Genomic DNA, 19080 nt, shown 5'->3' with positions numbered 1-19080 from the left:
ATAGAAAAAGCTTAAAAAAATCTAACAGGGAGGATGAAATGAATATACGCAGGAATGTTATTCTCACAAAAAAGCCAGCCTTAATGATTTTAGGCTGGCTTTTGTTATTTAGGCAATAGAGTTATTTTAGTTCTAATTCATTCATTGCTGCAATGCTAAAGCCACCATCAACGTGGATGATTTCGCCAGTAATACCACCTGATAAGTCAGAGCATAAGAATGCTGCTGTATTACCTACATCTTCGGTTGTTACAGTGCGACGCAGAGGGGTTACTGATTCGCAATGGCTTAACATTTTACGGAAGTCTTTGATACCAGACGCCGCTAATGTACGGATTGGGCCAGCAGAGATACCGTTAACACGAATACCTTCAGGACCCATGGCGTTTGCCATGTAACGTACGTTAGCTTCTAAAGACGCTTTAGCCAGACCCATGACGTTATAATTAGGGATTGCACGTTCAGCACCTAAATAAGTCAGAGTTAATAGAGCAGAGTTTGGATTTAGCATTTCACGGCTTGCTTTTGCCATCGCAACAAAGCTGTATGCGCTAATATCGTGAGCAATTTTAAAACCTTCACGAGTAACAGCGTTAACATAGTCACCATCTAGTTGGTCAGCAGGTGCAAAACCGATAGAGTGAACAAAACCATCGTATTTTGGCCAAACTTTTGCAAGTTCTGCATACATGGTATCGATGCTTTCGTCTTTTGACACATCACACTCTAATACGATATTTGAGTCTAATGATGCTGCAAATTCTTCAACGCGTGGTTTCAGTTTTTCATTTTGGTAAGTAAATGCAAGTTCTGCACCTTGGTCACGCATAGCTTTGGCAATACCATAAGCAATTGATAATTTACTAGCAACACCAGTAATAAGAATGCGTTTGCCGGTCATAAAGCCCATAGCTGTATCCTTGTTTTTTCGTAAATCGCGATAATAACATCATTCACAGTTTTATTTATCTGTTGGGTTATCACGCTTATTGTTAATAAACGTGGCTGATTCTACCACGACATTTGTAAATTTGTTTAATTTCCCTAGCACCTCCGAGGAGTTAAGGGAAAAGGGCGAAATAATGTGCAATTAACATTAGGCCTATATTGTTTACACTTAAGTTAAATCTTGACGCCAAGCTTCGGCTGTTAAGGCTTCACCAAAATGGCTTGCAACCAATCTTCGTGTGACTTCATGTAAAGGTGAAGCAAGGACTTCAGCTGTATTACCGCGTTCAACAACTTCACCATTATCCATCACAATAATCTTATCGCTAATATGTTTAGTCATACCTAAGTTTTGTGTTACATAAATATAGGCAATATCATGAGTTTCTTGCAGTTCTAACATCAAGTTTATAATTTGTGATCGTAAGGACATATCCAATGATGCGATAGCCTCGTCAGCAATAATTACTTGAGGTTGTAAAATTAATGCTCTTGCAAGCGCAATACGTTGGCGCTGACCTGATGCAAACATATGGGGATAATAGTTTGCATGTTCAGGCAAAAGGCCCACTTGGCGTAATGTCTGATAAATGCGCTTTTCACGTTCAATAGCACTTAAATCCGTATTAAGACGCAAAGGAATATCTAATGTTTGACCAATACGTTGGCGCGGATTTAATGAGTTAGTGGGATCTTGGAATATCATTCTAATGCGTTGGCTACGATAAGGATAATCACCGAAATGGAGTTGATGCCCATTAATAAAAATATCCCCGCCGGTAGGCTCAGTTACACCTGATAACATTCTTGCTAATGTAGATTTTCCTGAACCATTAGCACCAATAATGGCTAAGGTTTGTTTTGGCTCAAGTGTAAAACTAACTGGTTTTACAGCTTCTAATTGTTGACGCCGGAATAATCCAGTGCGATAGCGAAAGGTTTTTGAAAGATTCTTTACCTCAAGCAGTTTATCGAACATCAGTTGGCTCCACATTTAACGGGAAATGACAAGCCACGGCATGGTTTTTAAATAAACGTAACCGAGGGGCTTCAATACACTGGCGTTGTGCATATGGGCAACGTGGGCCTAAACGACAACCTACGGGTAGATGTTCAAGCGAAGGGATTGCTCCTGGCAATGTATTTAAACGGCTCTTATGTGCCAATGAGTTGGTAAAATCAGGAATAGAGCGTATCAATGCTTGAGTATAAGGATGATAAGGTGTTACTAATAGTTCATCGGGAGAGGCTGTTTCAACCATTTGACCACAATACATCACTGTAATTTTATTCGCCAATTTACTCATCCATTGCAAATCATGGCTAATCAAAAGAATTGTCATATTATTATTTTGATTAAGTCGAGTAAGTAAACGAAATATTTGTGTTTGTGTTGCGGGTTCCATTGCGTTAGTCGGTTCATCCGCAATCAACAATCGAGGCTGATTAGCAATGGCGATAGCTATCATCACTTTTTGGCATTCACCTTCTGTTAATTCATAAGGGTAACTGCGCATAATATCTTTGTGATCTTTAATACCTACACGGTGCAATAATTCAATTGCACGGCGTTTTCGCCAATGAAAGCGTTGCCACCAATGGCCTTTAAATGTCCAACCTGGGATAGCTTGTATCAACTGCTGTTCAATTTTTGTCGCAGGATCAAGACAAGATTGTGGCTCTTGGAAAATCATTGAAATATTATGACCAATGACACGACGTCGCGCTCTTGGGGATAATTTAAGTAAATCAATATCATCAAATCGGAAACGATCAGCAGTTACGTTGATATTATCTTTAGTGACGCCACAAATGGCTTTTGCAATTAAGCTTTTACCTGATCCTGATTCGCCGACAAGCCCCCTGACTTCACCTTCATTTAAGGTAATAGAAACACGATCGACGGCTTTAACTGGCCCATCAGGCGTCATAAATTCAATGGTTAAATTGCGTATATCTAATAAAGGCATTATTCAACTCCCTCATTTATTGCACGCTGTAAACCATCTCCTAATAGGTTCACCAATAAAACGCTGATCATGATTGTGGCGCCTGGAATTAAGACAGTCCATGGGGCGACATAAATTAACTCAAGTGAATCGCCCAGCATGGCACCCCATTCAGGAGAAGGAAGCTGAGCGCCTAAATTGAGGAAACCCAATGCGGTAATATCAAGAATAGCGATTGAAAAAGCACGCGTTAATTCAGAGACCAATACAGGGGTAATATTAGGTAATACGGTATACCATAAAATGGAAATATTCGATGCGCCATCAAGTCGAGAAGCAATGACATACTCTTTGTTTAATTCATCATTGACCGCAGAATAGATCATTCTGACTAAGCGAGGTAACAATGCTAGCCAAATCGCTATCATGGCATGACCAAGGCTTGTTCCCACAAAAGCTACAACAATAATGGCCAGAAGTAGTGATGGAATTGATAATAAGGTATCTAATATATGGTTAAGAATGGCGGATTTTAAACCATGAGTCATCCCCGCAAAACAACCAATAATTAACCCCATTAATGTCGCAGCAAAAGTGACAATAAATGCACCACCAAAGGTCATACTTGTCCCAATTAAAATTCGACTAAAAACATCTCTGCCTAAGTCATCTGTACCAAAAAAGTAAGAAACGTTCCCGTTTTGATACCAAGATGGTGGCGTTAATTGATGTCCGAAAAACTGTTGATCAAGAGCATAAGGCGCAATATAAGGGCCAATTACACTCAATACTAAGAGAAAAAGAACACCATAAAACCCTACCATTGAGATAACGTCTTTAGAAAAACATTGCCAAATCACCGCTACGGGTGTTGGTGTTTTTTTCTCTTTATAAAATTGGCTATCTAAAGGCATATCCCACCTTGTGTTTCATTGGATTACTCATAGCGCCGACAATATCTGATAAGACGTTAACAACAATGACCATTGAACCTACTAACATCACTCCTGCGGAAATCGCAGAGTAATCTTGTTGGCGGATTGCTGTGACTAACCAGCGGCCGAGTCCCGGCCAATTAAATACAATTTCTGTCACCATGGTAAGTGTAAGCATGGTGGAGAACTGTAAGCCTAATTTAGGGATGATAGGGGGTAAAGCATTATGAAGAATATGGCGACGAATAATTGTAAAACGTGAGAGACCTCGAGTTGCGGCTGCCTTCACGTAGTTCTCTGACATAATTTCTTCCGTACTATTGCGCATTAATCGAATAACTTCTGTTGTGGGTGCAATAGCAAGTGTTGTTACAGGTAAAATCAGATGTTGTAATACATTAATAATCATTTGCTGGCGATAAGGTGAATTAGATAACCAAGCATCAACTAATGCAATACCTGTAATAGGCTGTAAGTTATAAAGTAAATCAATACGACCAGAAACAGGAAGCCAACCCAGTTTTAGTGAGAAGAAAAGTGTTAATAACAAGGCAAGTCCAAAAACAGGCACAGAAAAACCTAAGAGCGCAAAGTTACTGATAATAATATCAGCAGATTTATTACGCCAAACACCAGCAATGATCCCAGCAGGAATACCCACAATTAAGGCAAAAAGAAAAGCTAAGGTGCAAAGTTCCATTGTTGCTGGCAATGCCTCAATTAATTGCGCTTTAATGGGTTCTCCATTAATAGAAGAAATACCAAAATCAAAATGAGTCATATTGTGAGCATAGAAAAAGTAGGCATCTATTAGTGATGCACCACTTAATGGACCATTTGGCGTGTAATAGCTCAGGCTAAAGCTCACCAGTGACAAAAAGAACAGTGTCACAAGTAATAAAAGCAATCGACGTATTGAATAAATAATCATAGATTATTTTATAGCCTCTTTCTTGTGATTTTGTTCATCCACTTCTGCTTCTCGATAAACACCAGCAAAAGACGCATTACCGAAAGTACTTAATAGTAATCCTTTAATATCATAGCGATATGCTTGCATACGTAAAGAATTAGCTAAAGGCAATACAGGTAGTTCTTGAGCGAGAATATCTTGTGCTTGATGATAATAATCCATTCTTGAAGCAAGTTGCTGACTATAAAGCGCTTTTTTTAAAATATCATCAAAACTCGGTAGGCACCAATGACTAAGGTTAGTTTGTGAACTAATAGCTGCACAACTAAAGAGAGGACGGAAAAAACTATCAGGATCGTTACTGTCTGTTGACCAGCCAGATAATGTCATATCATGAGTCCTATCCATCATACTGGTTTCTTGATATCGCCCTTCAATTGGGCGAATATTCATTTGAATGCCTACTTGAGCTAAGTCTGCCTGAATGAGCTCAGCCATTTTCAATGGGCTTGGGTTGTAAGATTGTGATGCGCTGGGTACCCAAAGGTTCAATTTAAGCCCATCAAGCCCTAGCTCTTTTAGTATTTGTTTCGATTTCTCAGGATTGTACTCTGTGATTTTTGCACGATTATCATAAGCCCAAGATGCACGAGGAAGTACCGATGCGGCTGTTTCAGCAGTACCATAATAAATCGATTCCATTAAACGTTCATTATTTATGGCATAAGCAATAGCTTGGCGAACTTTAAGATCATTGAGTGGAGGCTTACTAGTATTAAAGGCTAAATAAGCGATATTCATACCTGAGCGCAATGTTAATCTTAACCGAGGATCATCACGTAAAACTTTTAATTGGCTAGCCGCAGGATAGGCTAAAACATCACATTCGCCTGTTAACAGTTTAGATATACGGCCTGTACCTCCAGCTCCCATATCAATAACAACTTGTTGCATTTTAGGCTGACCTTTCCAATAGTCGTTATTTCTAAATAAACGAACAAATTGTCCCGGTTGATATTCATCTAGAAAGAAAGGGCCCGTACCTACTGGTTTCCAATCAAGTTGTGTCTGGTTGCCCGATTTCTCTAAGCTTTGTGCATATTCAGCGGAAAGAATAGGGGCGTAATGTGTTGCTAAATGCCATAAAAAAGAGGCATCAGGCTCTTTTAAACTAAATTCGACTGTGTATTGACCCAACTTTTTAACTGATTGGATATTGTCGGCAAAACTTAAGCTATCAAAATAGGGATATTTTCCACCATTGACTTGATTATAAGGATTTTGTGGGTTGATCATCCGTTCAAAACTAAAAATCACATCATCTGCTGTGAGTTTTCGTGTAGGTGTAAACCACGATGTTTGTTGAAACGAGATATTTTTACGCAAATAAAAGCGGTATGTTGCGCCATTATCTAGCGATTCCCAACGAGCGGCTATTTCAGGAATAAGACGATAAGTGTAAGGGTCAACATCTAAAAGACGATCATAAAGTTGCGCGGCAAGGGGATCGATGATTAATCCACTACTTGATAATTGTGGATTAAAGGTATTCACACTGCCATCAACACAATAAACAAAGCCATTTTGATTAATTGGAGTTGGCTCTTGTTTTATCGATAGCGCTTGTGTTTTTGGTGCTACATCTGCGATACAAGTTGCACTTGTTAAGCTAACTAGCAGAGTACCAATAAGTAAAATAGGGCGCATAATAATGTCTTTTAGAGAAACGATTTTGCTATTGTAACTTAAAAAACTTTCTATCCCCAAATAGTCAAAAAAACAAAGTGAGAAAAATTCTCAACAAAAAGCTTTACAAATGCTAATGATAAAGATTATCATCCGTATTGTCCTTCAGCGGTAAGAGGTTTTCCGCAGAAGGCACGACATTGCTCACATTGCTTCCAGTATTTTTTTACTAGCCAGCTCGGGTGCTGGCTTTTTTTTTGCCTCTTTTTAAAAACACGTCTCGGAAAATAAAAAAATGATTATTAATCATTGCGTTACGTTGTTATTTGGTGCTTTTTAATCAATCCTCTAAATTGATCGTAGCTTAACTTCAGTTTTTCAGCAGCTTCTTTTTGATTATATAAACTCTCTTTCAACGCATTGCTCACTAATATTTTTTCCATTTCATTTTGCCATTGTCGCAAATCAAGAGGTAAATCAGGTGGTGAAAAAGACGAAATCTTTTTTTCTAATGGTGATTGTTTCGATATCGGTGTTTGCAAGCCTGCAAAAGGGTTAATAATAATATTGTCTAATTCTCTATCGCTGGTTCCGTGGCGATAAACCGAACGCTCCACAACATTTTTTAGCTCACGAATATTACCAGGCCATGAATAGTCTAAAAGAATTTGGCATGCGTTATCACTAAAACCAGGAAAAAAAGGTAATCCCAATTCTTGGCACATTGAAATCGCGAAGTTTTCAGCAAGTAACATAATATCAGCTCGGCGTTCCCTTAGCGGGGGTAATCTGATGACATCAAAAGCTAATCTATCCAGTAAATCCGCGCGAAATTTACCTTCTTCAGCCATTGCAGGTAAATCTGCATTTGTAGCACAGATAAGCCTAACATCCACATGCAAAGATTGACTGCCACCAACACGCTCTAAATGACCATATTCAATAACTCGTAATAATTTTTCTTGTACAAGCATTGGTGCTGTTGCCAGTTCATCAAGAAAAAGAGAGCCACCATCAGCACGTTCAAAACGCCCTTGATGACGATTTTTAGCACCAGTGAAAGCACCAGCTTCATGACCAAAAAGTTCAGAATCGAGCAAGTTATCATTAAGCGCAGAGCAGTTGATAGAAATAAAAGGGCCTTGCCACCAAGGCGCAAGGTAGTGTAATCGATGAGCGATTAACTCTTTACCTGTACCTCGTTCACCAATAATTAATACTGGCTTTTTTAATTGAGCAAGTGCTGATGTTTGTTCTAAAACATCAATAAATTGACTATCAACACCGATTATTGTCTCTAAATTCTCATTCATTGGTTAAATTCACCATAGTAAGGTATTTTTTACCAGCTTATCAGGTGTTCGAAAAATAGGCGAACAATATAAATTAACTATTATTAATAGGTTAGGTGAACTTTAAAAGTTGGCACGTTAATTGTATTAACTAAAGTAAGCCGGGCGTTATGATTAGATGACGCCATTTAATGAAATATTTAACATTACTAATTAGCATAGCTATTAAGGATGACATCATGGGTATATTTTCACGTTTTGCTGACATTATTAATGCCAATATCGCTTCTTTATTAGATAAAGCGGAAGATCCTGAAAAAATGATCCGCCTAATGATCCAAGAAATGGAAGATATGTTAGTTGAGATCCGTACAACATCTGCACGTACTTTAGCTGAAAAGAAAGGATTAGAGCGTCGTATTGAACAAGCGGAAAAACAGATTAAAGATTGGCAAGATAAAGCTGAACTAGCTCTGATTAAAGACAAAGAAGATTTAGCGCGTGCAGCATTAATTGAAAAACAACGTGTTGCTTCAGTTAATGATACGCTAAAACATGAGTTGATTATCATTGATGAAACCTTGACTCGTTTGAAAGGTGAAATCAGTGAATTAGAAAATAAATTGACAGAAACTCGAGCTAAACAACAGTCTTTAGTTGTTCGCCATCAAGCAGCAAATTCATCTTGTCAAGTTCGTCGTCAATTAGACAGCGGTAAAATGGATGCAGCAATGGCGCGTTTTGAACAATTTGAGCGCCGTATTGATCATATGGAAGGTGAAGCACAAAGCTACGGGTTAGGTAAAGAGAAATCATTAGACCAACAGTTTGCTGAATTAAAAGCTGATGATGAAATTAGCGCGCAATTAGCGGCATTAAAAGCTAAAATCAATATCAATAAAGAGTAACAGCAAGCGTAATAACCATCTTATAAAGGATATGTAATGGGCTATATATTTCTGGGAATACCACTGACCATTTTTATTTTATTTGTTCTCCCTATCTGGCTGTGGTTGCATTACAGCAATCAGAAAGGTGGAGGGAATGTTCAGTTAACCCAACAAGAAATGCAGCGACTGAGCGCGCTGGTGGATAAGGCTCAGCAAATGCAGGAACGCATTAAGACGCTAGAACAAATACTTGATGCAGAACATCCTAACTGGAGGCAATCATAATGACGGTACAAAGCAAACAATTGTATCGCTTGCCACAAGAGGGCGTGATCCGTGGCGTATGCGCAGGCCTTGCCCATTATTTTAATATTCCTGTTTTACTTGTCAGGGTTATTGCGGTGATTGCACTCTTTGCTGGATTTTTTGGCTTAACGATTGTTGCTTATCTTGTTTTGAGTTTCTTTATGGAGCCTGCGCCTGCTAATTATCAACAAGGTGATGAGCAACAGGAGAGTTTAAAAGAAATTTTAAGCGGTGTTGATAATCAATTAATGCAAGGTGAAAAACGTTTACAGCAAATGGAACGATATATTACTTCTTCCAGCTATCAGTTAAATAAACGCTTTCGCGATCTGTAATATTTTCACCATTTAATCCGATAAGACGCTCCGATTTAGGAGCGTCTTTCGTTAAGTCGGTCTATTTTCTACTAAATGTATTATAAATGAGCAAAATTCCTGATTGAGGAGAGTGCTGTGAATATCAATCAAGCTTATATCTCGCTAAAAACAAATAAACTCACCTACTTTGCCAAAAAAGGGTTAACATTTGGGTTAATGTTATTGACTTTATTTGGGCCGGCCGCAATAACTGGCAGTATAATAAAACGCGTAAGTAGCAAACCGTTACGTTGGTTGGTTCTATTGATAGCAGAGCCTGTTATTAAAGCAGGTTTAAATAAGCTATCGCGTCAAATGTCTTGGGAGAAACATGAAACGCCTACAAAATGAACTTACAGCTTTTATTAATCGTGGTGTTGATAGGCACCTTCGCTTAGCGGTAACTGGATTAAGCCGAAGTGGTAAAACGGCATTTATTACTTCTTTAGTTAATCAACTTATTAATGTGCATACTGGTGCGCGTTTACCGTTATTTTCAGCGGCACGAGATAAGCAACTATTGGGTGTAAAACGTATTCCTCAGCATAATTTAAATATCCCCCGATTTACTTATGACGAAGGAATGGAATCGCTTTATCACACACCTCCAAGTTGGCCGGTTCCAACCAAAGGAGTGAGTGAAATTCGTTTACAATTACGTTATCGCTCAAATGAGTCATTAACACGTTTTATCAAAGAAACATCTTCGCTTTATTTAGAGATTGTGGATTACCCTGGCGAATGGTTATTAGATTTACCGATGCTTGAGCAAGATTATTTTGAATGGTCAGAGCAAATGAATAAGGTAAATCGCCAAAGAAGATTGCCAGAACAAAATTGGCAAACACAACTTAAAAAATGCGATCCCTTTGCACCTGCTGATGAAACATTATTAGCGGATATTGCCTCTGCTTACACTGACTATTTATTAGCATGTAAAAAAGAAGGGCTTCATTTTATTCAACCGGGGCGTTTTGTTTTACCTGGTGAATTAGCCGGTGCGCCTGTTTTGCAGTTTTTTCCTTGGCCTGATTTACAACAGCATGATATTGCTAAACTAAAGAATGCTGATAAACGGACTAATATTGGCATGCTAAAGCAACGATATGAATATTATGGCCAGCATGTGGTAAAAGGTTTTTATCGAGATCATTTCCAAGGATTTGATAGACAAATTGTTTTAGTGGATTGCCTACAACCTTTAAATCAAGGTGCTGATGTTTTTAATGATATGCGCCAAGCATTAACACAATTAATGCGCAGTTTTCATTATGGAAAAAGAACCTTACTTAGACGCTTATTTTCACCTTGCATTGATAAGTTATTATTTGCAGCGACTAAAGCTGATCATATTACAGTTGATCAGCACGAAAATTTAGTTTCATTGCTTCAACAACTTATTCAAGATGCTAAACAAAATGCTATTTTTGAAGGGATCAGCATTGATTGTATGGGGCTTGCCTCTATAGCTGCAACTGAAAGTGGCATTGTGGATCACCATGGTGAAAAAATTCCAGCATTAAAAGGTTTTCGTTTAAGTGATAACAAACCTTTGGTGTATTTCCCTGGTGAAGTTCCTAAACGATTGCCTGAAAAAGAATTTTGGGAAAAACAAGGGTTTAGTTTCGAATCTTTTAGACCACAACAAATATCAAGAGATAGCGCAGTTCCTCATATTCGCATGGATAGTGCAATGGAATTCTTGTTAGGGGATAAATTAAAATGAATGAGCCATTAAAATCACGAATTGATTTTAAAGAGCCCATACTTCAAGATGAAGTAAGCTTAAAAAAAGGTATTGATTTTCAGGAAAATGAAGCATTTTTACCTATTGATCCTCAAGTAGATGAAGAAAACGAAGGGCAGTTAGAAGGTGATATCCAATCTATTTTAAAACCTAAAAAAAGTGTATGGAAACGCTTAATCACAGTTGCAAGTACTATTTTAGGGATTAGTGTTATCGCTCAAACAGGGCAATGGATTTATGAGTCTTGGATAAACTCTGATTGGATTGCATTAGGTGCAGCAAGTGCGGGGGGATTAATTGTTATTGCAGGAATTGGCTCTGTAATAACAGAATGGCGTCGTATTTATCGCTTACGTCAAAGAGCAAATGAAAGAGATAGAGCAAAAGAATTACTTTATAGTCATGCGATGGGTAATGGTCGACCTTTTTGTGAGAAATTGGCTAAACAAGCGGGTATTCATTCACAACATCCTGCACTAATTCGTTGGCAGAGTGCATTACATGATACGCATAATGACAAGGAAGTATTAGAGCTTTATAGTCAATTAGTTCAACCTATTTTAGATAAACAAGCGAGAGCTGAAATTAGTCGCTCTGCTGCAGAATCAACATTAATGATAGCAGTAAGTCCGCTAGCGATGGTCGATATGGCTTTTATTGGTTGGCGTAACATTCGTTTAATTAATCGTATCGCTGAAATTTATGGTATAGAGCTAGGGTACTATAGTCGCTTAAAATTATTTCGCCTTGTATTAGTCAATATTGCATTTGCAGGGGCTACTGAACTAGTAAGAGAAGTCGGGATGGATTGGCTTTCTCAAGATCTCGCCGCACGACTATCAACACGAGCAGCTCAAGGAATTGGCGCTGGTTTATTAACGGCACGTTTAGGGCTCAAGGCAATGGAATTATGTCGACCGCTGCCTTGGATCGATGATAATAAACCTAAGTTGGGTGATTTTAGAAAAGAGCTTATAGGAAAATTAAAAAATACAATTAGTGGCAAGAAAAAAGAATAAAATAAAATTCCTAATGTTGAGTTATTTTAAATAAAAAACCGTAGAGTTATTTCTACGGTTTTTTTGTATAAAAATTTAGCAAAAAATAGTTTGTATAAAATCATGCAAGTGGCTTAGGTGTCGATATTTTATATCTAAACAAATAAATTCATACTATAAAGTACTATCTATATTTTATTTATTATAGTGTAATTATTTCAAATGAAATTAGATAAATAAAATATCTTTAAAAAGAGTAAAAACATCCAAAAAGAAAAGAGGTTATAACCCATTGTTTTTATTTGAAAATACATGCATCTCTAGTTAAAAACTCGTAATTTCTATAAAAATATTCCCTTTTTGATAGAAAATAGTATTGAGTTTAGTGTGATAAATGGCGTTAAATATCACGGTAAGAAGTTTACCACAGAAATATTATCTCAATATATTTGTAAAATTTACTTTGTAGATAAATTTCTATTAAAAAATAGAGATGGTTTTTTATTTATAAAAAATAGGAAAAGAGTTAACAAATAATACTTTTAATCAGGTTGAAAAATGAAAGAAATACAGATGTCAGTAATAAAAAAACTCTCGAAGAAAAGACGCCAACTTTATCTTAGCTCTGCTCTTAATGTTTCAAATATTGATAAACAATTGAGTATTTTGATCCCTATTCTTAGTGAAACAATTGATGAAATTAAAAAAAAGCAGTATCAAAAACAATCTAAACCATTTCAAATAAAAGAAACATCAGAATTTTTTGAATATCTGAGAGAGACAGATAAAAAAGAACAGGCAATCAGTGCTCTAGAGTATCTTCTTTTTTGTTTTGATAATGGCTGTAAAACCATTAAGAAAGTAATACGCCGGGAATTAGGCCCCTTAATAAAAGATATCGAATATCTTATTGATTTTGAGCTGAAAAAAATAATAAAAAACTCTTCATTTTCATTATTTGATTTTTTTAAAGCATAAATAATTCAGGTATTAAAATCAAAATACAAGCTTATCTGTGTAAAAATAAATGCTAGTGGTGTCAACTTTTGCTGACAAGGCTCTTTATTTGGTTGATATTTATGTATAATATCTAGAATAAGTTCAGGGTCACTCAGTATTAAGAAGGTTTATAATGCGTTTAGAGATCACTTGTGAAGATCGCATCGGGTTAACCCGTGAATTATTGGATCTACTAGTATTAAAAAATATTGACTTACGTGGAATTGAAATATTTCCAATAGGTCTTATCTACCTGAATTTTTCACAGATTGATTTTGATATATTTCAACCGCTAATGGCGGAAATACGGCGAATAAATGGTGTTATTGATGTGCGGACAGTTGCATTTATGCCATCAGAACAAGAGCATCGAGCCATGTGGACACTGCTTGAATCTGTGCCAGTTCCGGTTTTTTCTATTAATATTAAAGGCCAAATAAAATTACAAAATCCGGCAACTCGCCAACTGTTTGAATTGGATGCTAACGATAATAGTGAAAAATCATTCAATCAACTAATCCCTAATTTTAATATTCATCGTTGGTTAGAACAAAAAGATCCTTCTGCTGAAATTATTCCAATCAATTTAAAAAAACAAAATTTTGATATGGAAATAGTACCAATAAAACTTGCAGATGATAACCAATCTAACCATTGTGTTGGTGCGCTTATTTTATTGAAATATCGAGATGTTGTTCACGATCATTCAAAATTAATTGTCAGTGATAATCATGAATTTGAGAAAATTATTGCTGTTAGTTCTCAAATGAAACAACTTGTTGAACGTGCAAAAAAAATGGCAAAAATGGATGCGCCACTGTTATTGGTAGGTGATACCGGTACAGGAAAAGATTTATTTGCTAAAGCCTGTCATTTCCTTAGTTCCCGTGCTAGAAATCCTTTTTTGGGACTCAATTGTGCTTCAATGCCTGATGATGTCGTAGAAAGTGAGTTATTTGGTTATGCGGCAGGGGCTTACCCTAATGCTGTTGAAGGAAAAAAAGGCTTCTTCGAGCAGGCCGACAGAGGAACCGTTTTACTTGATGAAATTGGCGAAATGTCTCCTCAAATGCAAATTAAGCTTCTACGCTTTTTAAATGACGGGACATTTCGTCGTGTAGGTGAGGAGCACGAGGTTAATGTCAATGTTCGCATTATTTGTGCAACGCAGAAAAATTTGTGGGAACTGGTACAAAAAGGGTTGTTTAGAGAAGATCTTTATTATCGCCTGAATGTATTAACGTTAACTCTACCTCCGTTGCGAGAAAGAAAAGCCGATATTATGCCGTTAGCGATGCATTTTATTAACCAATATTGCATTGAGCAGCAAGCAACTAAACCTGTAATATCACCGGAGTTATCAGTTTATTTAACACAGTATGGTTGGCCTGGTAATGTTCGCCAATTAAGAAATACTGTTTATCAAGCAATGGCGCAATTAGTAGGAAACACTCTGCGAATTCAGGATATTACTTTACCTGAGCATACAGATGAAACTCTATTTGATGTGGATTTATTAGAAGGCTCATTAGATGAAATGACAAAACGCTTTGAGGCTTCAATTTTAACGCGCTTATATCGTGATTATCCAAGCACTCGGAAACTTGCAAAACGTTTAGGTATTTCTCATACAGCGATTGCCAATAAACTGAGAGAATATAATTTAACAAATAAAAAGACCGAAAAGTCTGAAGGTTAATTTGGTTGTAGGATTTTCTGCATAAAAAAGACGAGCGTAATGCTCGTCTTTTTTTTTATAATGAATATTATTTTAGTGCATTTAATGCATTATCATAATTTGGTTCAGTTGTGATTTCATCAACTAACTGGGTGTAGAGAACAGTATTGTTTTCATCTAACACAATCACTGCGCGGCTAGTTAAGCCTGCTAATGGGCCTGATGTAATTGCAACACCGTAATTTTCTTTGAATTCAGCACCGCGCATTGTAGATAATGTTACAACATTATCTAAACCTTCAGCGCCACAGAAACGCGCTTGGGCAAAAGGTAAGTCAGCTGAAATACATAAAACAACCGTGTTATTTAGTTCATTTGCAACTTTATTAAATTGACGAACACTCGCAGCACAAACTCCAGTATCTACGCTTGGGAAAATGTTTAGAACTTTACGTTTACCTGCAAAGCTTGTTAAAGAGATGTCATTAAGATCTTTACCTACGAGAGAGAAATCAGCAGCTTTTTGACCTACTGTTGGGAATTTACCAGCCAGAGTCACTGCATTTCCTTGTAAAGTAACTTGATGTGCCATTGTTGTTCTCCTTTATTAGTTGTCAGACTAATTGTTATTAATACTAAATTATTAACGAAAAATCTTGTTAATGCTTAACCATTATTAAAATTTGCCACTGTTTGCATAGTGACCATGAAAAACATAAAAATTTATAAAATATTTGTAATCAGTGATTGTGCCTTTTTATCAGGCTCTTATAATTATGCAGTTCATTCTCATACAGATTACAGGACGAAACAGACATGCGCAAAATATTCGTCATCTCATGTGCACTTGTCGTTCAAGGATTACTCGTATCGCAGGTAAATGCGGCGGTAGTGCCAGCAGGAACGATACTCGATAAAAAACAAGAAGTGGTTAGACATTTAAAAGATGAACCAGCGTCACTTGATCCTATTAATGCCGTGGGGTTAACTGAAGCTCAGGTGCAACGTGATTTATTTGAAGGATTGACGATAGAAGATGAACATGGACGAGCTATTCCAGGTGTCGCTCAGAGTTGGCGTACTGAAGATAATCGTGTATGGATCTTTACTTTGCGTGATAATGCGAAATGGTCTAATGGAGAAAAAGTCACTGCAACTGATTTCGTTTACAGTTGGCAACGATTAGTTGATCCTAAAAATCTTTCTCCTTTTGCATGGTATGCTTCGCTCGCTTCTATTGAAAATGCTCAAAAAATTATTGATGGAAAATTAAAACCAAGCTCATTGGGTGTAGAAGCAATAGATGAAAAAACGTTAAAGGTGACGTTAGAGCGACCTGTTTCTTATTTTCCAAGTTTGACAACGAATTTTTCTTTATATCCAGTTCCTCGCCATAGCATTGAAAAATATGGTGCTGGTTGGATCAAAGTTGGTAATTTGGTTGGAAATGGTGCTTTTGTTTTAACAAACAGAGTGGTTAATGAAAAAATTGTATTAACACCTAATCCTTATTATTGGGATCATAAAAATACAGTATTAACAAAAGTCACGTTTGTACCGATAAACCATGAATCACATGCAACTAAACGCTATTTAGCAGGTGATATCGATATAACAGAGTCATTTCCTAAAAATTTATACCACAAACTAATGAAAGATATTCCTAATGAGGTTTATATACCCGATCAATTAGGAACATATTATTATGCTTTTAATACTCAATCAGGGCCAACAAAAGATATTCGTGTACGTAAAGCATTGGCAATGGCAATAGACAGAAAAATCATTACCGATAAAGTGTTAGGCACAGGTGAAAAGCCAGCAAATCGTTTTACACCAGATGTTACGGCTAATTTTACCCCTGAATCAACTATTTATGATGAATATAATCAAGATGAATTAGATAGCCAAGCCAAGATATTGTTAGCGGCAGCGGGATATGGGCCTCATAATCCATTAAAATTATCATTGTTATACAATAATTCGGAAAATCATCAGAAAATTGCCATTGCAGTCGCTTCTATGTGGAAGAAAAAGCTAGGGGTTAAAGTTGAGCTACGTAATCAAGAATGGAAAACGTATATAGACAGCCGAAACTCAGGGGATTTTGATGTGATAAGAGCATCATGGGTGGGTGATTATAATGAACCTTCTACTTTCTTAAGTTTATTAGGCTCTAAACATGCGGGTAATATACCTAAGTATCAAAATAAGCAATATGATGAAATTTTGACATTGTCAGGTATGGCGATTGATGCAAATGAAAGAAATAGTCTATATAACCGAGCAGAACAAATTATCGCAGAGGATGCACCAATAGCACCTATTTATCAATATACTAATGGGCGATTGATAAAACCTTGGTTGAAGGGTTATCCTATTGAGAATCCTGAAGATGTCGCTTATAGCCATACACTTTATATATTAAAGCATTAAGATAGTAATGAATAGATTACTTGAAAATAGCCATCAGTGAACTCTGGCTGTGTAAAAGAATAAGAGAAAATAGATAATGCCTCAAAGTTAATACCCTTGCTTTGAGGTATTTTTTTATTAAAAAATAAATAAAAAGCTAAACAGTTATCGTTTCAGTTTTAATCTTGAATAAATAGAGGAGTGTATAAAATAAGATGGCTATAAATGAAAAAGAACCCCTTTAAAAAGGGGCGTAGCAAAATAAAGCAGGTTAATTTATTGTCTGGATATAAATTATATTTTTAATGCCCTATTTGCACGCTTTTTATTGTATCGAACTGTTACAGCAATTAATAATATATGTATAAAAAAAGTCCCTCTGTTATAAAAACAGAAGGAGACTCAAAAGGAATAAACATTGCAGAAGAGATGTTAATACATTTTTGCTACTTTGTTTTGACTAATTGTGCAATGTGTTCGATGTTAAATATTATATTTCATATTATTTATAGGTATAACCCCTTAAAGACAATAAAAATTGATGAGTTTATTGTTATATTTAAGCCTTTTATAGGTAAAACCACCTCTTAGCAATCTATAAATTGTTAAATTAAATTATAGTTTATAAGGGGGGGTTAAAAGCGATAACCTAAAGATAATTGTATGCTATTTAATTCAATATGGCGTTTATTTGCAGTGGTATCGGAATAAAGATAACCAAAGTTAATTGCGACCTCTTTTATGGGGTTATAATCGATGCCTATTTGACCAATAACACTTGTTGTATCCACTCTATGCGTGTCTGTGGTATTTATTTCAGGGTGAAATTTATCTTCTTGATACTTTAATTTATTGGGCCCCATTTGGGCATAAACAGAAAACTTAGGCGTTATTCTATAAGTAGGGCCGATTAATAGAGCTGTGGTTTTAGTTTTATATTGTTTTATTGATGGAGTGATAAAACGAGGATCTTTAAAGGGTTCTTTATAATTTGAATTTAAATAGAGTAGAGAAATTAATAAACCCCAAGCATTTTCTGTTTCATAACGATAATTGATTATAGGGCCTTTGGCGGTATCTCCTTTTAGTTTTCCGTAAATATAGCCACTATAGACAGTATGTGATTCATTGTAAGCATATAATGCAGAAGAGTAAGGTAAAATTAAGCTAATTAAAATAAGTATTAATTTATTCATTATAGAGGTTCTATGTTGATGTGAAGAGCTCTATTTTTAGTAAATTCAAACACAATTTCAATGTTAATTGATTGAAATTACTCTTAAAAAAAATTAGCAGACTTATCTTTAATACATAATAAAAAATGAGATCACATAAATAGCTTATTAATAAGTTTTATTAATTTGTTAATAAGAAACTATCAGAAGAATAATATCAATAGATAAATGACTCACAATAGCGAATACGGTCTATTGTGAGTTTAAATTAAGTAAAAAATTATTTCTTATCGACAATTTCTACCAGTGTATATTTTACGCTAGGTGCATCAGCTGGTGGATTAGGAATATCTGTAACATTTACTTTTAATGTGTATTCAGTACCTGCTTTATATTCAAAACCTTCAATGTTCTGATAGAAAAGGGACCATTCGCCTGAAGGGAGCTCTTTCACCTTCATGCATTTCATTGGTGCAACACCGACACAATCATAAAGTTGTGAATCGACTAGAAGTGTTTTTGTTATATCAGAAGTAGAGGCAGTATTAGCACTTTCAGTCGATGTTGCATCATTGCATCCAGCTAAAAGCAAAAATAAAGGAATAGCGAGAAATTTTTTCATATTGATGACCTTATTTTTAGGTTGCAATAAATGTATAAGATAATATTTAGTATACACTAGGGATCTAATTATTATAAATTACAGTAGATAAAATTTTTCCTATAAATAAAGTAAGTTACCTATAGATATTTCTAGTATTAATATACTAATGTAATTATCCGAATTGGATTT

General features: G+C 36.0%; 19 protein-coding genes. 9 read left to right on the top strand and 10 right to left on the bottom strand.

What is annotated here, in order from left to right:
- Positions 1-121: 121 nt before the first annotated feature.
- From fabI to pspF, 7 genes are all read right to left on the bottom strand, one after another.
- A complete protein-coding gene (fabI, locus tag GWI68_RS19325; protein WP_072067955.1) occupies positions 122-910 on the bottom strand; it encodes an enoyl-ACP reductase FabI in 789 nt (262 codons plus the stop codon).
- Between the two features lie 207 nt (positions 911-1117).
- A complete protein-coding gene (gene sapF / locus GWI68_RS19320) occupies positions 1118-1927 on the bottom strand; it encodes a putrescine export ABC transporter ATP-binding protein SapF (protein ID WP_072067956.1) in 810 nt (269 codons plus the stop codon).
- Positions 1917-2918, bottom strand: a complete 1002-nt coding sequence (sapD, locus tag GWI68_RS19315) for a putrescine export ABC transporter ATP-binding protein SapD (protein ID WP_109408714.1) — start codon at positions 2916-2918, stop codon at positions 1917-1919. The genes sapF and sapD overlap by 11 nt, the downstream gene beginning before the upstream one ends.
- Positions 2918-3811, bottom strand: a complete 894-nt coding sequence (sapC, locus tag GWI68_RS19310) for a putrescine export ABC transporter permease SapC (RefSeq protein ID WP_166541340.1) — start codon at positions 3809-3811, stop codon at positions 2918-2920. The genes sapD and sapC overlap by 1 nt, the downstream gene beginning before the upstream one ends.
- Positions 3798-4763: a putrescine export ABC transporter permease SapB gene (gene sapB, locus GWI68_RS19305; protein ID WP_109408715.1), complete on the bottom strand. Its 966-nt coding sequence runs from the start codon at positions 4761-4763 to the stop codon at positions 3798-3800. The genes sapC and sapB overlap by 14 nt, the downstream gene beginning before the upstream one ends.
- Before the next feature lie 3 nt (positions 4764-4766).
- Positions 4767-6452: an ABC transporter substrate-binding protein SapA gene (gene sapA, locus GWI68_RS19300; RefSeq protein ID WP_166541339.1), complete on the bottom strand. Its 1686-nt coding sequence runs from the start codon at positions 6450-6452 to the stop codon at positions 4767-4769.
- A gap of 293 nt (positions 6453-6745) precedes the next feature.
- The gene (gene pspF, locus GWI68_RS19295; RefSeq protein ID WP_166541338.1) at positions 6746-7744 is read right to left on the bottom strand and encodes a phage shock protein operon transcriptional activator; all 999 of its coding nucleotides are present in this window, start codon (positions 7742-7744) and stop codon (positions 6746-6748) included.
- A 218-nt stretch (positions 7745-7962) separates the two neighbouring features.
- Between pspF and pspA the strand changes: the two genes are divergently transcribed.
- The 8 genes from pspA (at position 7963) to tyrR (ending at position 14718) form a co-directional block, all read left to right on the top strand.
- Positions 7963-8631 carry a phage shock protein PspA gene (gene pspA, locus GWI68_RS19290; RefSeq protein ID WP_166541337.1) on the top strand — a complete coding sequence of 223 codons (669 nt, stop codon included), beginning with the start codon at positions 7963-7965 and terminating at the stop codon, positions 8629-8631.
- Between the two features lie 36 nt (positions 8632-8667).
- Positions 8668-8898 carry an envelope stress response membrane protein PspB gene (pspB, locus tag GWI68_RS19285; protein ID WP_036937208.1) on the top strand — a complete coding sequence of 77 codons (231 nt, stop codon included), beginning with the start codon at positions 8668-8670 and terminating at the stop codon, positions 8896-8898.
- Complete coding sequence (gene pspC / locus GWI68_RS19280) at positions 8898-9254, top strand: envelope stress response membrane protein PspC (protein ID WP_109408718.1); 357 nt, start codon at positions 8898-8900, stop codon at positions 9252-9254. The genes pspB and pspC overlap by 1 nt, the downstream gene beginning before the upstream one ends.
- Before the next feature lie 117 nt (positions 9255-9371).
- The gene (locus GWI68_RS19275; RefSeq protein WP_227336812.1) at positions 9372-9626 is read left to right on the top strand and encodes a phage shock protein PspD; all 255 of its coding nucleotides are present in this window, start codon (positions 9372-9374) and stop codon (positions 9624-9626) included.
- Entirely contained in the window at positions 9607-11001 is a 1395-nt protein-coding gene (locus GWI68_RS19270; protein ID WP_166541336.1) for a YcjX family protein, read from the top strand. The genes GWI68_RS19275 and GWI68_RS19270 overlap by 20 nt, the downstream gene beginning before the upstream one ends.
- Positions 10998-12041 carry a YcjF family protein gene (locus tag GWI68_RS19265; RefSeq protein ID WP_166541335.1) on the top strand — a complete coding sequence of 348 codons (1044 nt, stop codon included), beginning with the start codon at positions 10998-11000 and terminating at the stop codon, positions 12039-12041. The genes GWI68_RS19270 and GWI68_RS19265 overlap by 4 nt, the downstream gene beginning before the upstream one ends.
- Positions 12042-12578: 537 nt before the next feature.
- Positions 12579-12998: a hypothetical protein gene (locus GWI68_RS19260; protein ID WP_208105249.1), complete on the top strand. Its 420-nt coding sequence runs from the start codon at positions 12579-12581 to the stop codon at positions 12996-12998.
- Between the two features lie 154 nt (positions 12999-13152).
- Positions 13153-14718 carry a transcriptional regulator TyrR gene (gene tyrR, locus GWI68_RS19255; RefSeq protein WP_166541334.1) on the top strand — a complete coding sequence of 522 codons (1566 nt, stop codon included), beginning with the start codon at positions 13153-13155 and terminating at the stop codon, positions 14716-14718.
- A gap of 67 nt (positions 14719-14785) precedes the next feature.
- Here tyrR and tpx read toward each other — a convergent pair whose 3' ends face one another.
- Positions 14786-15289 (bottom strand): thiol peroxidase, encoded by a 504-nt coding sequence (tpx, locus tag GWI68_RS19250; protein ID WP_166541333.1) that lies wholly within the window; start codon positions 15287-15289, stop codon positions 14786-14788.
- A gap of 224 nt (positions 15290-15513) precedes the next feature.
- Here tpx and GWI68_RS19245 point away from each other — a divergent pair, with 224 nt between their 5' ends.
- Complete coding sequence (locus GWI68_RS19245) at positions 15514-17133, top strand: peptide ABC transporter substrate-binding protein (RefSeq protein ID WP_166541332.1); 1620 nt, start codon at positions 15514-15516, stop codon at positions 17131-17133.
- Between the two features lie 614 nt (positions 17134-17747).
- On the opposite strand, the gene GWI68_RS19240 is transcribed toward GWI68_RS19245, so the two are convergent.
- Entirely contained in the window at positions 17748-18308 is a 561-nt protein-coding gene (locus GWI68_RS19240) for an Ail/Lom family outer membrane beta-barrel protein (protein WP_166541331.1), read from the bottom strand.
- Between the two features lie 259 nt (positions 18309-18567).
- Positions 18568-18909 (bottom strand): DUF4377 domain-containing protein, encoded by a 342-nt coding sequence (locus tag GWI68_RS19235; RefSeq protein ID WP_166541330.1) that lies wholly within the window; start codon positions 18907-18909, stop codon positions 18568-18570.
- Positions 18910-19080: the final 171 nt, after the last annotated feature.

This window comes from Proteus sp. G2669, from assembly GCF_009915245.1.
In the GTDB taxonomy this organism is placed as follows: domain Bacteria; phylum Pseudomonadota; class Gammaproteobacteria; order Enterobacterales; family Enterobacteriaceae; genus Proteus.
This window is presented reverse-complemented; position numbering and strand designations above follow the sequence as displayed.

Excerpts from the sequence above, each read along its gene's own strand:
- GWI68_RS19240 (WP_166541331.1), bottom strand. The coding sequence starts at position 18,308 with ATGAATAAATTAATACTTATTTTAATTAGCTTAATTTTACCTTACTCT.
- tpx (WP_166541333.1), bottom strand. The coding sequence starts at position 15,289 with ATGGCACATCAAGTTACTTTACAAGGAAATGCAGTGACTCTGGCTGGT.
- sapA (WP_166541339.1), bottom strand. The coding sequence starts at position 6,452 with ATGCGCCCTATTTTACTTATTGGTACTCTGCTAGTTAGCTTAACAAGT.
- pspA (WP_166541337.1), top strand. The coding sequence starts at position 7,963 with ATGGGTATATTTTCACGTTTTGCTGACATTATTAATGCCAATATCGCT.
- GWI68_RS19260 (WP_208105249.1), top strand. The coding sequence starts at position 12,579 with ATGAAAGAAATACAGATGTCAGTAATAAAAAAACTCTCGAAGAAAAGA.
- sapC (WP_166541340.1), bottom strand. The coding sequence starts at position 3,811 with ATGCCTTTAGATAGCCAATTTTATAAAGAGAAAAAAACACCAACACCC.
- pspB (WP_036937208.1), top strand. The coding sequence starts at position 8,668 with ATGGGCTATATATTTCTGGGAATACCACTGACCATTTTTATTTTATTT.
- pspC (WP_109408718.1), top strand. The coding sequence starts at position 8,898 with ATGACGGTACAAAGCAAACAATTGTATCGCTTGCCACAAGAGGGCGTG.
- GWI68_RS19265 (WP_166541335.1), top strand. The coding sequence starts at position 10,998 with ATGAATGAGCCATTAAAATCACGAATTGATTTTAAAGAGCCCATACTT.
- sapB (WP_109408715.1), bottom strand. The coding sequence starts at position 4,763 with ATGATTATTTATTCAATACGTCGATTGCTTTTATTACTTGTGACACTG.
- tyrR (WP_166541334.1), top strand. The coding sequence starts at position 13,153 with ATGCGTTTAGAGATCACTTGTGAAGATCGCATCGGGTTAACCCGTGAA.
- fabI (WP_072067955.1), bottom strand. The coding sequence starts at position 910 with ATGGGCTTTATGACCGGCAAACGCATTCTTATTACTGGTGTTGCTAGT.
- GWI68_RS19245 (WP_166541332.1), top strand. The coding sequence starts at position 15,514 with ATGCGCAAAATATTCGTCATCTCATGTGCACTTGTCGTTCAAGGATTA.
- sapD (WP_109408714.1), bottom strand. The coding sequence starts at position 2,918 with ATGCCTTTATTAGATATACGCAATTTAACCATTGAATTTATGACGCCT.
- GWI68_RS19235 (WP_166541330.1), bottom strand. The coding sequence starts at position 18,909 with ATGAAAAAATTTCTCGCTATTCCTTTATTTTTGCTTTTAGCTGGATGC.
- GWI68_RS19270 (WP_166541336.1), top strand. The coding sequence starts at position 9,607 with ATGAAACGCCTACAAAATGAACTTACAGCTTTTATTAATCGTGGTGTT.
- sapF (WP_072067956.1), bottom strand. The coding sequence starts at position 1,927 with ATGTTCGATAAACTGCTTGAGGTAAAGAATCTTTCAAAAACCTTTCGC.
- pspF (WP_166541338.1), bottom strand. The coding sequence starts at position 7,744 with ATGAATGAGAATTTAGAGACAATAATCGGTGTTGATAGTCAATTTATT.